The sequence below is a fragment of the Polynucleobacter sp. JS-JIR-II-50 genome, assembly GCF_018687895.1.
Taxonomy (GTDB): Bacteria; Pseudomonadota; Gammaproteobacteria; order Burkholderiales; family Burkholderiaceae; genus Polynucleobacter.
The window spans coordinates 1,986,081-2,001,362 of sequence record NZ_CP061307.1; the positions used below are offsets into that span (position 1 = coordinate 1,986,081).

Genomic DNA, 15,282 nt, shown 5'->3' on the forward strand with positions numbered 1-15,282 from the left:
TTTTGTTCACAACTTTAGTTGAATGTCAAACGGGCGAAAAATTATTCAACCGTCACGCTCTTGGCTAGATTTCTGGGTTTATCAACATCAGTGCCGCGTGCGCAAGCTGTGTGATAAGCCAATAGCTGTAGGGGAACTACATGCAATATTGGTGAGAGGTTGCCATAGTGCTCTGGCAGCTTGATGACATTGATGCCGTCGCTGCTAGAGATATGGGTATCTTGATCAGCAAAAACATATAGCTTGCCACCGCGTGCCTTGACTTCTTGCATATTGGATTTGAGTTTTTCCAATAAGACGTCATTAGGCGCAACAGTGACAACCGGCATCTTGTCTGTAACTAGGGCAAGCGGCCCATGCTTTAACTCACCTGCTGGATAAGCTTCAGCATGAATATAAGAAATTTCTTTGAGCTTTAGTGCACCCTCGAGTGCAATTGGATAGTGCATTCCACGACCAAGGAATAATGCATTTTCACATTTAGAAAATGTATCGCTCCAGGCAATGATTTGTGGCTCAAGCGCTAATACTGCATGTAGCGCTTTCGGTAGGTGACGCAAGTCACGAAGCAACTCTTTTTCTTTTTCAGCAAAAATTTTGCCATCGCGTTTAGCAATCGAAACTGCCAAGATATAGAGCGCTAAAAGCTGTGTCGTAAATGCTTTTGTAGAAGCAACACCAATTTCAGCACCAGCCTTAGTCAAGAAATGCCAATCGGTTTCACGAACCATGGCGCTGCTAGCCACGTTGCATATAGCTAATGTAAAGCGGTGACCCAAACTCTTGGCATGACGCAATGCCGCCAAAGTATCTGCTGTCTCACCAGATTGTGAAACCACCACAATGAGTGTTTTTGGATTAGGCACAGTGGTGCGATAGCGATACTCACTCGCAATTTCCACTTGAGTCGGAATGCCCGCAATATCTTCTAACCAATATTTAGCAACACATGCTGAGTAATAACTTGTGCCACATGCCAATATTAGAATCTGCTCAAAAGCTTTCCAATCTTCTGGCTTAGCCTCAAATAGTTCAGGACCAAAGTCAGTGATATTGGCAAGCGTGTCACCAATTGCTCTAGGCTGCTCAAAGATTTCTTTTTGCATGTAATGCTGATAAGGGCCAAGATCAACTGAGTCAGCTTGAGCAGGCATAGGCTTGAGCTCTCTTTGAGCGACCTTACCAGTTTGATCAATTACCCCAACGGAATCAGCCTTGAGAACAGCAACATCGCCCTCTTCTAAATACATCATAGAATGAGCACGTCCTGCTAATGCCAAAGCATCAGAAGCCAAGAAGTGCTCATGATCCCCAATGGCAACCACTAAAGGAGATCCAACACGAGCGCCTACTAAGGTGCTTGGATTATCTTGTGCGATCACACCAATAGCGTATGCACCGTGCAACTGAGGAAGCACTGCTCTTACTGATACCGCAATATCTTTTTGGCCACTAGCCACATATTGCTGGTGAATTAAATGGGCGATAACTTCAGTATCTGTTTCAGAGGTAAATACATATCCAGCAGCTTTTAAATCTGAACGCAGAACTTCATAGTTCTCAATAATGCCGTTATGTACAACTGCAATTAAATCGTTTGAAGTATGTGGATGTGCATTTTGGGTATCTGGCTTACCGTGGGTAGCCCAACGTGTGTGTGCAATCCCTAAGGTACCGAAAAAATCTTTACCCTGTTCACCTAATTCAGAAACACGTGCAGTAGTTCGAGCTCTTTTGATGGGGTGCTTAGCATCCTCACCATTAATGACCGCAAAACCACAAGAGTCATAACCACGGTACTCTAGGCGGCGTAAACCCTCAACCAAAACATCAACAATATTTTTATGGGAGGCCGCACCAACAATACCGCACATTATTTTTTACCCTTTGCAGTTTTCTTAACCGTCTTCTTGACGATCTTCTTCACAACCGTCTTTGCTGCCGCTTTTTTCACTGGTTTCTTTTCTTGTTTCACAGGGCGCTGCCACTGTAAGGAAATTTGTTTTGCTCGGGATACGGTCAGTTGATAGGCGGGAGCATCTTTAGTCAGGGTTGTGCCAGCGCCCAATGTGGCACCACGGCCAACACGTACTGGTGCAACCAATTGAGTATCCGAACCAATGAAGACATCATCCTCAATAATCGTCTGGTGTTTGTTAACGCCATCATAGTTACAAGTAATAGTGCCAGCACCAATATTGACTCTTGAACCAACAATGGAGTCACCAACATAAGCCAAATGATTGGCCTTGCTATTAGCAGCAATTTTGCTGTTCTTCACCTCTACGAAATTACCAATATGCACATCATTTGATAAATCTGCGCCAGGACGCAAACGAGCATAGGGACCAATTAATGATTGATTACCTACTTTGGCGCCATCTACATGACTATATGCATGAATGGATACGCCTTTACCGATCACGCTATTGCGAATCACGCAATATGGTCCAACCTTTGTGCCAGCACCTAAAGTGACGCAACCTTCAAATACGCACCCCACATCAATTGATACATCAGTGCCGCACTCTAAGGTGCCACGTACATCAATACGCGCAGGGTCAGCAAGCGATACGCCTGCATCCATTAATTGATTGGCAATATTAAGTTGGTTTACGCGCTCTAATGCAGCGAGTTGATCACGACTATTAACACCAATCGTCTCAAACTCATCATCAGCTTGTGTTGTACGAATCGGCACGCCGTCTTTAACAGCCATGGCAATCACATCAGTCAAGTAGTACTCGCCTTGTGCATTGCTGGCGCGTAAAGACTTGAGCCACTTCTTTAGTGAGTTTGTTGGCAACACCATGATGCCAGTATTGATTTCTTGAATTGATTTTTGCGCTGGCGTTGCATCTTTCTCTTCAACAATCTCTTTTACAGAGCCGTCAGCATCGCGCACGATGCGGCCATAGCCAGTGGGGTTGCTGAGGTTCTGTGTCAGCAAAGCTAATGCAGAGTCTTGTCCTCTGACGCCATCAGCTAACTTTGCTAATTTAGCCAGCGTCTTTTTTGTAGTGAGCGGCACATCGCCATATAAAACTAAAGTTGGTTCTTGAACATCCAATTTAGGTAAGGCTTGCAATAGCGCATGGCCTGTTCCTTTTTGTTCAGCTTGCAGCGCAGTGCTTACCTTGCCAAAGCTTGGGTCTTCCTTGCTTATATTTAGCAAGAATGTTTTTACATCTGCTGCGCCATGACCAATCACTACAACGGGGCCAGATTTAGCCTTCTTATCCTGTAGTGAAAGAGCGGTATTGAGAACGTGTTGGAGCAGGGGTTTGCCTGCGAGAGATTGCAGGACCTTGGGCAGAGCAGATTTCATCCGCTTTCCTTGCCCAGCAGCCAAAATGACGATATTCATAAAGGGGGATTATAAGTCCCCTGAATCATGGTTCCACAGGCTAATTCATCCAATTCAGCCTCATCAATTGCCCTGTCGCCAGAAGATCTAGCGGCAATACCCGCTAACTCGGTGGAAATCTCCAGATTTTTGAAATCAAAGGCTTCGCCATCCATCAAATGGGATGGAACGATGTGATGCATAGAGCGGAATAAGTTCTCTACCCGACCAGGATGTTTCTTTTCCCAATCGCGCAGCATTTCTTTCATAACCTGACGCTGCAAATTGGGCTGACTTCCACACAAATCACACGGAATAATCGGGAAGCTCATATCTGCTGCATAACGTTCAAGCAATTTCTCAGGAACATAAGCCAAGGGGCGAATCACCATATGCTTGCCATCATCTGAGCGCAACTTGGGCGGCATCCCTTTTAGTTTGCCTGCATAAAACATATTGAGCATCAAAGTTTCTAGAATGTCATCACGATGATGGCCTAAGGCAATCTTTGTTGCGCCCAACTCATCTGCAACACGATACAAAATTCCGCGACGCAAGCGTGAGCACAATCCACAAGTAGTTTTACCCTCAGGAATCACACGCTTCACAATGCTGTAAGTATCTTGTTCTTCAATGTGATACTGAACACCTAAACTCTTCAAATAATTGGGTAAGATTTCAGCGGGGAAATTAGGCTGCTTCTGATCTAAGTTCACCGCAATAATTTCAAAATTGATCGGTGCGCGCTCACGCAGCTTCATCAGAATATCGAGCATGGCGTAACTATCTTTGCCGCCCGAAACACATACCATGACCTTATCGCCCTCTTCGATCATGCCAAAGTCACCAATGGCCTGACCTACCAAGCGGCAGAGTTTCTTCTCTAGCTTGTTTTCTTCGAAGACAACTTTACGAATATCGCCCATAAAAGTTCTTTTCTAAATTCTATCTAAGAAGTCTTGATACGAAACACTTCAACACCTACCGAGTGACAATCTGGATAGACATCTGGCTTAGCAGTGCTTACGCGCGCAGCCAATACCTTTGGGTGCAGCAACATTGCTGCCACGATGTCATCGCAAAAGGTTTCCTGCAAATGAATATGTCCCTGGGAGGCCCGGGCCTTAATAGTTTCACGCATGAAGTCGTAATCCACCACTTCATCCAACTGATCATTCGTTGGCGTATTCATTCCAAGGGGAATATATAAGTCCACATTAAGGATGACACGTTGTTCTGCTTTTTTCTCAAAGTCATGAACGCCGATATTGATATAAATCTCATAGTCGCGGAGAAATAAACGGCGACAGTCAACAAGAGCGGGATGAGAAAGAATGGCGTGCATGTATATTTACTTTTTAAAAATACTTAATTGGTTTTGAACATCACATCGCGTGATGATGGCAATAAATGTTGCCCACCGTCTACATATAAGGTAGTTCCGGTGATGGCGCTAGAGTCAGCCAAAAATACCGCTGCTTTTGCAATATCTGCAGGCGTTGAAGACCTTCCTAGCGGTGTCATTTGATGTACTTTGGAAAAACCATCCATTGTTTGATCGCCTGATGGCAAAGAGATTCCTGGCGCTAATCCGACTACACGCAGATGAGGTGCAAAATCTATTGCCAATAATTCAACCGAAGAAAGTAATGCTGCTTTAGACAATGTGTAAGACAAATAATCTGGATTGAGATTAATCAATTTTTGGTCTAGCAATTGAATTGCCGCTGGAATTACACCAGATGTATTTGGCTTACTTTTTTGCAACTCAAACATCAGCTGAGATAGCAAAATTGGGGCAGTTAAATTGACCTGCATATGGTCTTGCAAACTTTTCCCACTTAATGGGGTGCTGGAATTTGCGCGGTCATATTCAAAGATAGACGCGCTATTTACTAAGCAGGCCAAACTAGGGAATGCCTTGCTGACAGCCAGAAAAAGATCTTTAGTGGCAGCCTCATCAGCCAAGTCCGCCTGGAAAGCTTGGACTTTCACACCCATCATTTCGATTTCTCTGATGGTTTCTTGGGCCTCTTGCTCAGATCGCCCATAATGAACGGCAACATCCCAGCCCTGACGGGCAAACTGCAAGGCAATTTCTCGACCCAGGCGCTTTGCGGCGCCAGTCACTAAAACTGCTTTTCCTTGCTGGGATGGGGGCGTTGAACTAGGGTTCAATTAAATTCTCTTAGACTAGCGAGCTATGGATATTACCTTGACCAGCCTTGAAACGGAGCATAGCGCGCTTCTAAAGGCCAAAATAGCCTCTCAAATCGCCTTAAAGGGTGGCTGGCTGCCATTCTCTCGCTATATGGAGATGGCTTTATATGAGCCAGGAATGGGCTATTACAGCGCTGGCGCTCACAAACTCGGGGCTGGTGGCGACTTTACTACCGCCCCTGAATTAAGCCCTCTCTTTGGTGCAGCCATTTGCTCTACTCTCCTACCGGTACTTGAGGGGCTCAAGGAAAAAGGTCTGCCCACTCAAATCTTGGAGTTTGGCGCTGGGACCGGCAAGCTTGCCGCTTCAATACTTACCCGCCTGAATGACCTTGGCTTTCATTTGGATCGTTACGACATTATCGAAATTTCGCCAGACTTAGCCCAGCGCCAACAAGAAAGAATGGGAAACACGATTGGGCAACTCAATCTTAAGACGCAATGCAACTGGTTAACGGAGTTGCCTACAAATTTCAAAGGCATCATTCTGGCTAATGAAGTGATTGATGCCATTCCTTGTGATGCCATCATTTATCAAAATGGATTTTGGTATTGGTACGGCGTTGTATTTGAGAACGAAAAGCTCGTTTGGAAGACAGGTTTGCCAATGGAGCAAAAATTGCTTCCTGAAAGCCTTCTTGGCGGCGCTTTCTCAGAAGGCTATGTCACTGAACTACACGCGCCAGCAAATGCATGGATGCAACAGGTTGCCAAACATTTAGACACCGGCCTATTCCTCACGTTTGACTATGGATTTCCTGAGAGCGAGTACTATCACCCGCAAAGGCTTGAGGGCACCCTCATGGCCCATCATCGCCACCATGCAATTCAAGATCCATTTCATCTACCTGGTCTTTGTGATTTAACAACGCACGTTGAATGGTCACAAATTGCTCGTAGCGCGTTGGCTGAAAATGTAGATGATGTATACCTTACCAACCAGGCTGCGTATCTATTAGATGCTGGCATTGGTGACATTGCTTTAGAAATTGGCGACCCAAGTGATCCAGAAACCTTCCTGCCGATCTCCAATTCTTTGCAAAAATTATTGTCTGAAGCGGAGATGGGCGAACTCTTTAAAGCTTTTGCATTTTCAAAGAAATTAGAAAGTCTACTGCCGGGATATGTACTCGAAGATTTGCCTGGCCTACGTGGCAGAAATAGGCTGTAGACGCTTGTTTTAAGAAGCTAGAGCCCTAGTAATTGCAGACAACCTGGCAGACTCAAATGCGCTGCCAATCCGCTCTCCGTTGGATCGATCTTCTGCAGCTACACCAGCAATAATTTCGGCTGTATTGATGGCTTGAGTAGTACGCATTGCATTGATCAAAGGGGAAACAGGCATTCCCAATTTATCCGCAAGATTCAAAAGTGCTTGTGCTCGATCTGGCTTACGCCAAAAATCTGCACGGTTGAACCAATTCAAAACGTCTACCGCCTGATAAGAGGCATTGGGATACTTGTTTACTAAGATCCTAAGATCACTAAATATCTCGCTGAAATCTCGCACATCAATTGGCATGCGTACACTTTCAGCCCATGAACGAATTTCATTTGCAGGTAAATGCATCAAGGTAATTGCACAGCGCTCTTCAAGGCTATTTCCAGCTAAGGAAAAATACGCGATGAGCTCTTCACGGAACAACTCTTCAGATAGTTGAGCAGTCAATGTAGGTGCCAATATTGTTTTGGCTGCGCCGGCATCTAATAAGACTTGAAACAAGCGCATCGGCCTAACAGCAACCAAGCCCCTAGCCAGCTCCTGCCAAATACGCTCTGCGGATAAAGCGTTTAACTCGCCTGATTGAGCGATCGCTTTTAAAGCAACGAGTGTTTCAGCAGCAACACTAAATTCGGGGAAGCGCGCAGCAAAACGAGCAATACGCAAGAGACGCAATGGATCTTCTGCAAATGCATCCGACACGTGACGAAATACTTTGGCAGCTAAATCTTCTTGGCCGTTATAAGGATCAATAATCGGCCCAAATGGCTTTCCATCAGCACCCACTTCTTGCGCCATCGCATTGATTGTTAAATCACGACGCTCTAAGTCTTGCTCTAAAGTGACAGAGGGATCGGCATGGAAGTTAAAGCCTTTATAGCCCTTGCCAGTCTTGCGCTCAGTACGCGCCAGCGCATATTCAGCCTGTGTCTCTGGATGCAAAAATACCGGGAAATCTTTGCCTACCGGACGAAAGCCCTTAGCAGCCATCTCTTCTACGCTGGAGCCCACCACAACATAATCAATGTCGTGCATAGGTAAACCCATAAGGGTGTCCCTAATGGCCCCGCCTACTGCGTAGATTTTCATTACTGCATACCCTCCAGGGTACGACGACTCATTTTGAATACTTCCGTCAACGCATCAACACCATTCACTGGCAAAGTATTAGGCGCTTGCATAGATGCAATATTGTCACGCGACATTAATGTTGGGCCCGGCAGAAATTCAAATGCCAATGCCTGTAAATAACCCACAAAGGCCGGTACAGGGATGATGAGACACGAGGTTTTAGCCTTACGTGCAGCAAACTCAACAATCTCTTTCATGGTGTAAACCGTTGGGCCAACCAAGTCATAGGACTGATGAATCGTTTGAGGCATCGATAAAGATTTAACAAATGCACTTGCAACATCATCTACGCTCACCGGCTGAAACTGCGCCTGATAATTTGCTAAAGGCATAGCCGGAAACAACTTAGTCAACTTAGAAAACAAATTAATAAATTGATCTTGAGCGCCAAAGATAACCGATGGCCTAAAGATGGTCCAATCTAAATTGCTGGCCTTCACTGCAGCTTCGCCAACACCTTTGCTACGCTGATACATCGATGGGCCATGAGAGTCAGCACCCAATGCGCTCATATGTAAATAGCGCTTTAAGCCATGGAGCTGCATTGCCGTAATAATGTTTTTAGGGAGCTCCACATGCGCAGCTTTAAATACCTTTCCATAAGGCTTGGCCGGCTTATCGTGAAGCACTCCGACTAAATTGATCACAGCACCATTTGACTTAATACGCCCACAAAGATTCTGTAGTTCATCAAACTCATGAACATCAGCCTCTTCGACATGCACCTTGGGCAACATGCGCAATTCACGCGCAGCACCTAAGTGGCTTGTTGGAACCAATACGGAATAACCTGCTAGTTGAAGCTGCGCAGCAATCGCTCGCCCCACAAATCCATTGCCACCGATTAGAAGGATGTCATATTTCATAGGAAGCTTTCTTTGCTTAGCTCGGTGATTGATTGTTTAAGGAAGCTCAGATTGAGTGGCAGCCTTAGGTGTAATAACACCTAAGCGTTGTTTTAAAGATTGTGGCTGACCGTTCATCACCGATGAATAGTAATTTGCGTTAGAGAGTACGTTCTTCACGTATACACGTGTCTCAGTAAATGGGATGGTTTCAGCAAAAATAGCGCCCTCTGTAGGGCCGGATAATTTTTCCCGCCAAGCCTTTGAGCGTGAAGGGCCTGCGTTATAGGCTGCAGAAGCCAAAACCCAAGATCCATCCAAGTCGATCAAAACCATATTTAGATAATTACTTCCTAAAGTTAAATTGGTATTTGTATCGCTTAATTTGTCATTGGTGTAATTGGCCATTCCAATTTTTTTAGCCACGTACTTTGCAGTATTTGGCATCACCTGCATTAATCCAGAAGCGCCTACAGAAGAGGCGGCATTCATAATGAAGCGTGACTCTTGACGAATCAAGCCATAAGCCCAAGCAAGATTGAGATCGATTTGGCGCGCAATCGGAGACAGCTCTTCTTTGTAAGGAGTTGGGTAACGCAAACTAAAGTCGTGCTCTTGCTTGGTACGATCAGCAGTGTTGACAACGCGGTCATACAAATTGATTCGCTTTGCGTACTCGGCAGCAGCCAACAATTGCTTGTCGGTCATATTGCGTAGCTCCCAATTCCATTCGCGATTACCCTCAAAGCGAAGATTCATGGCATACAAGCGCTCGCCACGAATAAAGCCCTTGCGGCTCGCCATCGCATCTATCTCCTGTTCAGTCACTTTCGTTTTAGCAGGTGCATTATTAGATTTACCTAATTCTTCGCGCGCAAGCTGGCCATAAAAATTGTATTGATCGGCAATCATTTCAAAACTGTCTTTGGCCTTTACATCTTGCCCTTCGGCTTTGAGCGCACGACCATACCAATAGGTCCATGCAGGATCTTTAGCACGCACCGCTGGGTTCATACCATCAATCGCATTTTTAACTAGAACCCAATCTTTAGCACGCAAGCCTGCGCGCACTTTCCATTCTTGTGACTCGACTGAAAGAAGATCGTTATAGCCCAGCTCTTGTTGTAAGCGGTAGGCATCATCCGCATTGGGATCTAATTTCTTGGCTAAAAATTGTCCGATCACACCCCAAGCAATGGCTTGGTTTTCTTTGCTATAGCGTGAAGCGTTTTGAGAAAAGTCACGATAGGCCTTTGCTGGATCAGCCTTTGCAGCCTTAACAATATCTGCAATCGGATCTTCACCGCCAAGGCGACGCGCCATCGTGTCATAACCCCTCTCGCTAGCCGCACGCCCAATAGCCTTGGCTTCACTCGGAGACATGCCGCCTGCGGCAACCAATGATGGAACCAATTCTTGACAGGCTTGCCCAAAATAGCTTGGATCCAATAACACTGCTCGTGAATCAATGGCTAATTTAGTTGGGTTCTCACCTTGTGATAATTTTGATAGCAAGGAATAGCACTTCACTTGTGTGTCGTCATCCAACACAAACTTAGCGTACTCCACATCAAAGCGTGCCCAGTCCTTGCGCTTGCCTAATACCAACAACCAATCATTGCGCATACGGTCAGCCAGGGCAGTGCCTTGGTATTGATTTAAGAATGCAACCACCTGGGCATCTGCGCCATAGTCATTACGTGCCCCACCAGCGCTATCAAATAATTGCGGCTTGATGCGGAAATAGGCTACATAGTCATCCATTGGGTAATTAACTAAATTAGATGAAAGTTGCTGAGTTCGAAATACATCATTCTTTTTTGCAGCTTCGCGCAAATCAATAAACATCCGATCGGTATCGGTAATTTCAGCTGGGGCTGCCTTGCTTTCATAAGACTTGGGTAGGCTTGGCTTCTTCAGCTTTTCAGCATAAGAATTGGACGCGCACAGTGCTAGACCCAAAACCAGAATTTTGGCCCAGTGAAGGTATTTGCTGTTTACTATTACAAACTTCATTATTACGATCCAACCCTATCTCTAATAGCAAGGCTAGAGGCCCTGCAGCACTTGATTACTATATCCTTTAATTTTCGCCTGATAATGGTCGATATGCACGGTAATTCACCAAAAACTCTTCGCCAAGATTTATTAAAACAACGCAAAGAATTTGCTTCTGGGAGTGGCTTTGCGTCTACAAAAACTAGCTTGATTGCAGGCCTCAATCATTTTTTAGCTAATGAAGACCGAACCATTCGCTCAATTGCCCTTTATTGGCCCATTCAGGATGAAATTGATTTACGCCCAACCCTATTACGCTGGATGAGAAGTGATGCTCAGCGTCGCTTAGCACTGCCCTATGCGCGCCCGGATAAGCATCTTGATTTCTACGAGTGGCAAGAGGGAGATGCATTAATTCCAAGCGCGCACGGCGTTCCTGAGCCCAGCCCAGAAAATACTGCCAGGCCACAACTCATTCCTGACTGCATCCTGATTCCGTGCGTAGGCTGGTCTAGCTCTGTTGTGAGCGGTAAAGCACACTACTGGCGACTAGGCTATGGCGGCGGGTATTTTGATCGAACCCTAGCGCAGCTGCGAAAAAACAATCCAAACCTCATTTGCATGGGGATTGGATTTGATTGGCAAAAATTAGATGATTCACAATGGGCCGCTCAAACACATGACGAGCCCTTGGATATGCTGTTGACCGAGTCTGGCTTACTGAGTTGATTTACCTTGTTAAATCTAAGTTATCCGCAATTGCTAAAACTGCATCAGCCTGATTCAGGGAATAGAAATGGATTCCAGGTGCACCAGCAGTTAACAACTGATCACACAAGTCGGTCACTACTTCTTCACCAAATGCGCGAATAGATGCAATGTCATCGCCATAGGATTGAAGACGTAAACGAATCCAACGCGGAATTTCTGCGCCACAGGCATCAGAGAATCGCAGTAATTGGCTGCTATTGGTAATCGGCATAATGCCGGCAATGATCGGCTGTGTAACACCCAACTCATAAGCCTCGTCCACAAAGCGAAAGTACGCATCGCTATTGTAAAAATACTGAGTGACAGCAGAGTTTGCGCCCGCTTTCATCTTTTGGACAAAGAAATCGATATCACTAGCAGGCGACTTCGCCTGTGGATGCGTCTCTGGATAAGCGGCTACATCGATATGAAACCAATCGCCCGTTTCTGTACGAATAAATTCTACCAATTCATTGGCATGATGAAACTCGCCATACTGACCCATGCCAGAAGGTAAATCACCGCGCAAAGCCACAATGCGTTTCACACCTAAAGCTTGATATTGCTTGAGCATCTCGCGCACGCTTTCACGTGAGCTGCCAACACAAGATAAATGGGGGGCCACTGCTGCACCAGCAGCATGAATGTCGCTCACCACCTTTAATGTGCCAGACTGAGTAGAGCCACCGGCACCAAAAGTCACGGAATAAAAGGCGGGCTTGAGCGTTTCAGAAAAACGCTCGCGCACCAGATGCAACTTACTCTCACCTTCAGGTGTTTTTGGAGGGAAGAATTCGACGCTTAATTCCATGATTTTGGGCCTAGTTATCTATTGAACAGTTTGGATTAATAACGATAGTGGTCGGCCTTGTATGGGCCTTCCTTCGTTACGCCAATGTAAGAAGCTTGCTGATCAGATAACACTGTTAACTCTGCATTCAGAGTCTTGAGCTGTAATCGGGCAACCTTCTCATCCAAATGCTTGGGCAATGTGTAAACACCGACCGGGTATTTATCTGTGCCTACTGCATTCCACAGTTCAATCTGGGCAATCACTTGGTTTGCAAATGAAGAGCTCATGACGTATGAAGGATGTCCTGTGCCGCAACCCAGGTTTACCAAGCGTCCTTTAGCCAAAATAATGATGCGCTTTTCAGGCTTACCATTAGCGGCTGGGAAAATCACGTGATCAACTTGTGGTTTGATTTCTTCCCACTTGTATTTCTCAATACCAGCAACATCAATCTCATTATCAAAGTGACCGATGTTACAAACGATGGCTTGATTCTTCATCTTAGCCATGTGGTCATGAGTAATCACGTGGTAGTTGCCTGTTGCAGAAACAAAGATATCGGCCTTATCAGCAGCGTAATCCATTGTTACAACGCGGTAGCCCTCCATCGCAGCTTGCAATGCGCAGATTGGATCAACTTCAGTTACCCAAACTTGAGCAGACAAAGCGCGCAATGCTTGCGCAGAACCCTTACCCACATCGCCGTAGCCGCAAACTACGGCAACCTTACCGGCAACCATTACGTCCGTCGCGCGCTTAATCGCATCCACTAAAGATTCACGGCAACCATAGAGATTGTCGAATTTGCTCTTAGTAACAGAGTCATTGACGTTGATTGCAGGAAACTTCAAGTCGCCCTTAGCAAACATTTGATACAGGCGATGTACGCCAGTAGTCGTTTCTTCTGTAACGCCCTTAACTTTTTCTAAGCGCGTTGAATACCAAGTTGGATCTTGTGCCAATTTTTTCTTGATAGCAGCAAACAAAATAGTTTCTTCTTCGCTAGTTGAATGATTCAAGCAAGCTTGATCTTTCTCAGCGCGTGCACCAAGGTGCAACAACAAAGTAGCATCGCCACCATCATCCAAAATCATATTGGTGTAGCCGCCATCAGCCCATTCAAAAATACGATGGGTGAAGTCCCAATATTGCTCAAGGGTTTCACCCTTGATTGCAAACACTGGTGTGCCATTCGCAGCAATGGCTGCAGCAGCATGGTCTTGTGTAGAGAAAATATTGCAAGATGCCCACTGCACTTCAGCACCGAGTGCCTCTAGCGTCTCGATCAATACTGCAGTTTGAATGGTCATGTGCAATGAACCAGTGATGCGTGCGCCACGCAATGGCTGTTGTGCAGCAAATTCATCACGAATGGCGATCAGGCCAGGCATTTCAGTTTCAGCAATAGCAATTTCTTTGCGGCCAAAGTCAGCCAAAGAGATATCAGCAATTGCGCAACGAGTTGCTACAAAGTTATTTAAATCAGAAACGGTATTCATTAATGCTCCAGCTAAATACGATCCAATGCTGGAGTAGAAACTCGCTAGCCATTGAATCATGGGTTAGCGAGCGCGGTTGCAATTAGCAAACTCCGGGGTTACCTTAGAGCCCGCTCCCTTCAAGCCTGGGGAAGTGCTGGGTCTCAGCATTCCTTGCAACGCTCCTTGAAGGTATGCCGTAATTGTAAACAATTACGGCATATTTCGCCTCAATACACCTACAAACTGCGTATTTTCTACTTACAGACCTGCTGCCGCACGTAATGCAGCCGCTTTATCTGTTTGCTCCCAAGTAAATTCTGGCTCTTCACGGCCAAAGTGGCCATAAGCAGCAGTCTTGCGATAAATTGGGCGCAAGAGGTTCAACATCTTCACAATACCTTTTGGACGCAAGTCAAAGTGCTCAGAAACCAATTGAGCAATCTTCTCATCCGAAATCTTGCCCGTACCGAAAGTGCTTACCATCACTGAAGTTGGTTTAGCAACACCAATCGCGTAAGAGATCTGAATCAAGCACTTACTTGCCAAACCAGCAGCAACTACGTTCTTCGCAACATAACGACCAGCGTATGCAGCAGAGCGGTCAACCTTAGATGGATCCTTACCAGAGAAAGCACCGCCACCGTGAGGAGCTGCGCCACCGTAGGTATCCACAATAATTTTGCGACCAGTTAAGCCGCAATCACCTTGTGGGCCGCCGATAACAAAGCGACCTGTTGGGTTTACCAAGAAGTTAATAGCGCCTTTGATCAAATGCTTAGGCAATACTGGTTTGATGATTTCTTCAATAACTGCTTCGCGCAATTTTTCGAGAGAAATTTCTTCATCGTGTTGAGTAGACAGCACAACGGTATCGATGGAGTCAGGCTTGCCATCCACATAACGCAAGGTCACTTGTGACTTCGCATCAGGGCGCAACCAGTTCAAACGGCCATCGCGACGCAACTGTGATTGACGCTCAACCAAACGGTGTGACAAGTGAATTGGCAAAGGCATGAGCTCTGCAGTTTCATCACAAGCGTAACCAAACATGAGGCCTTGGTCGCCGGCGCCTTGATCCAAGCCATCGTCATGGGCCTTATCGACGCCTTGAGCGATATCAGGACTTTGCTTGTCATAAGCAACCAATACTGCACAACCTTTGTAATCGATACCGTAGTCAGTGTTGTCGTAGCCAATTTCACGCAAGGTATTGCGTGCAACTTGAATGTAATCAACGTTAGCGTTAGTAGTAATTTCACCAGCTAAAACTACTAAGCCGGTGTTGCACAAAGTTTCCGCTGCAACGCGTGCAGTTGGATCTTGAGCCAGGATGGCGTCTAAGATCGAATCAGAGATTTGGTCTGCTACTTTATCGGGATGGCCTTCAGAAACGGATTCTGAGGTGAAGAAGTAATCATTTGCCATTGCATATTCCTTTAATAATTAACACGATCATAGGGACAACTCGACGTGCCAGGAACTACAACGGCGACGCT

The 15,282-nt window shown here is 45.8% G+C and carries 13 protein-coding genes and 1 riboswitch; of the genes, 2 read left to right on the top strand and 11 right to left on the bottom strand.

Going from position 1 to position 15,282, the window contains the following annotated elements; genetic code table 11:
* Positions 1 to 41 precede the first annotated feature (41 nt).
* The 5 genes from glmS to FD963_RS09915 are packed head-to-tail and all read right to left on the bottom strand — an operon-like array spanning position 42 to position 5,524.
* Positions 42 to 1,874, bottom strand: a complete 1,833-nt coding sequence (gene glmS, locus FD963_RS09895) for a glutamine--fructose-6-phosphate transaminase (isomerizing) (protein WP_215362351.1) — start codon at positions 1,872 to 1,874, stop codon at positions 42 to 44.
* Positions 1,874 to 3,367 carry a bifunctional UDP-N-acetylglucosamine diphosphorylase/glucosamine-1-phosphate N-acetyltransferase GlmU gene (gene glmU / locus FD963_RS09900; protein WP_215362352.1) on the bottom strand — a complete coding sequence of 498 codons (1,494 nt, stop codon included), beginning with the start codon at positions 3,365 to 3,367 and terminating at the stop codon, positions 1,874 to 1,876. Before glmU ends, glmS begins: the two co-directional genes overlap by 1 nt.
* A complete protein-coding gene (gene ttcA / locus FD963_RS09905; RefSeq protein WP_215362353.1) occupies positions 3,364 to 4,272 on the bottom strand; it encodes a tRNA 2-thiocytidine(32) synthetase TtcA in 909 nt (302 codons plus the stop codon). Before ttcA ends, glmU begins: the two co-directional genes overlap by 4 nt.
* Positions 4,273 to 4,295: 23 nt before the next feature.
* Positions 4,296 to 4,691, bottom strand: coding sequence for a dihydroneopterin aldolase (locus tag FD963_RS09910; protein WP_215362354.1), 396 nt, complete (start codon positions 4,689 to 4,691; stop codon positions 4,296 to 4,298).
* Positions 4,692 to 4,714: 23 nt separating this feature from the next.
* A complete protein-coding gene (locus FD963_RS09915; protein ID WP_215362355.1) occupies positions 4,715 to 5,524 on the bottom strand; it encodes an SDR family oxidoreductase in 810 nt (269 codons plus the stop codon).
* A 25-nt stretch (positions 5,525 to 5,549) separates the two neighbouring features.
* Between FD963_RS09915 and FD963_RS09920 the strand changes: the two genes are divergently transcribed.
* Positions 5,550 to 6,737, top strand: coding sequence for a class I SAM-dependent methyltransferase (locus FD963_RS09920; RefSeq protein WP_215362356.1), 1,188 nt, complete (start codon positions 5,550 to 5,552; stop codon positions 6,735 to 6,737).
* Positions 6,738 to 6,746: 9 nt separating this feature from the next.
* Here the strand turns inward: FD963_RS09920 and FD963_RS09925 are convergent, their stop codons facing one another.
* From FD963_RS09925 to FD963_RS09935, 3 genes are read right to left on the bottom strand one after another with little or no spacing between them, the layout of a single operon-like run.
* On the bottom strand, positions 6,747 to 7,823 hold the full coding sequence (locus tag FD963_RS09925) for a polynucleotide adenylyltransferase (protein ID WP_371818475.1): 1,077 nt from the start codon (positions 7,821 to 7,823) through the stop codon (positions 6,747 to 6,749).
* 53 nt (positions 7,824 to 7,876) lie between these two features.
* Complete coding sequence (locus tag FD963_RS09930; RefSeq protein ID WP_215362358.1) at positions 7,877 to 8,785, bottom strand: complex I NDUFA9 subunit family protein; 909 nt, start codon at positions 8,783 to 8,785, stop codon at positions 7,877 to 7,879.
* 36 nt (positions 8,786 to 8,821) lie between these two features.
* Positions 8,822 to 10,780: a lytic transglycosylase domain-containing protein gene (locus tag FD963_RS09935; RefSeq protein WP_215362359.1), complete on the bottom strand. Its 1,959-nt coding sequence runs from the start codon at positions 10,778 to 10,780 to the stop codon at positions 8,822 to 8,824.
* An 84-nt stretch (positions 10,781 to 10,864) separates the two neighbouring features.
* Here FD963_RS09935 and FD963_RS09940 point away from each other — a divergent pair, with 84 nt between their 5' ends.
* The gene (locus FD963_RS09940) at positions 10,865 to 11,491 is read left to right on the top strand and encodes a 5-formyltetrahydrofolate cyclo-ligase (RefSeq protein WP_215362360.1); all 627 of its coding nucleotides are present in this window, start codon (positions 10,865 to 10,867) and stop codon (positions 11,489 to 11,491) included.
* A gap of 1 nt (position 11,492) precedes the next feature.
* Here the strand turns inward: FD963_RS09940 and metF are convergent, their stop codons facing one another.
* The 3 genes from metF to metK form a co-directional block, all read right to left on the bottom strand.
* Entirely contained in the window at positions 11,493 to 12,323 is an 831-nt protein-coding gene (gene metF, locus FD963_RS09945) for a methylenetetrahydrofolate reductase [NAD(P)H] (RefSeq protein WP_215362361.1), read from the bottom strand.
* 35 nt (positions 12,324 to 12,358) lie between these two features.
* A complete protein-coding gene (ahcY, locus tag FD963_RS09950) occupies positions 12,359 to 13,804 on the bottom strand; it encodes an adenosylhomocysteinase (protein WP_215363997.1) in 1,446 nt (481 codons plus the stop codon).
* Positions 13,805 to 13,865: 61 nt separating this feature from the next.
* A riboswitch (S-adenosyl-L-homocysteine riboswitch) is annotated at positions 13,866 to 13,977 on the bottom strand.
* A 67-nt stretch (positions 13,978 to 14,044) separates the two neighbouring features.
* Positions 14,045 to 15,211 (bottom strand): methionine adenosyltransferase, encoded by a 1,167-nt coding sequence (metK, locus tag FD963_RS09955; RefSeq protein WP_215362362.1) that lies wholly within the window; start codon positions 15,209 to 15,211, stop codon positions 14,045 to 14,047.
* Positions 15,212 to 15,282: the final 71 nt, after the last annotated feature.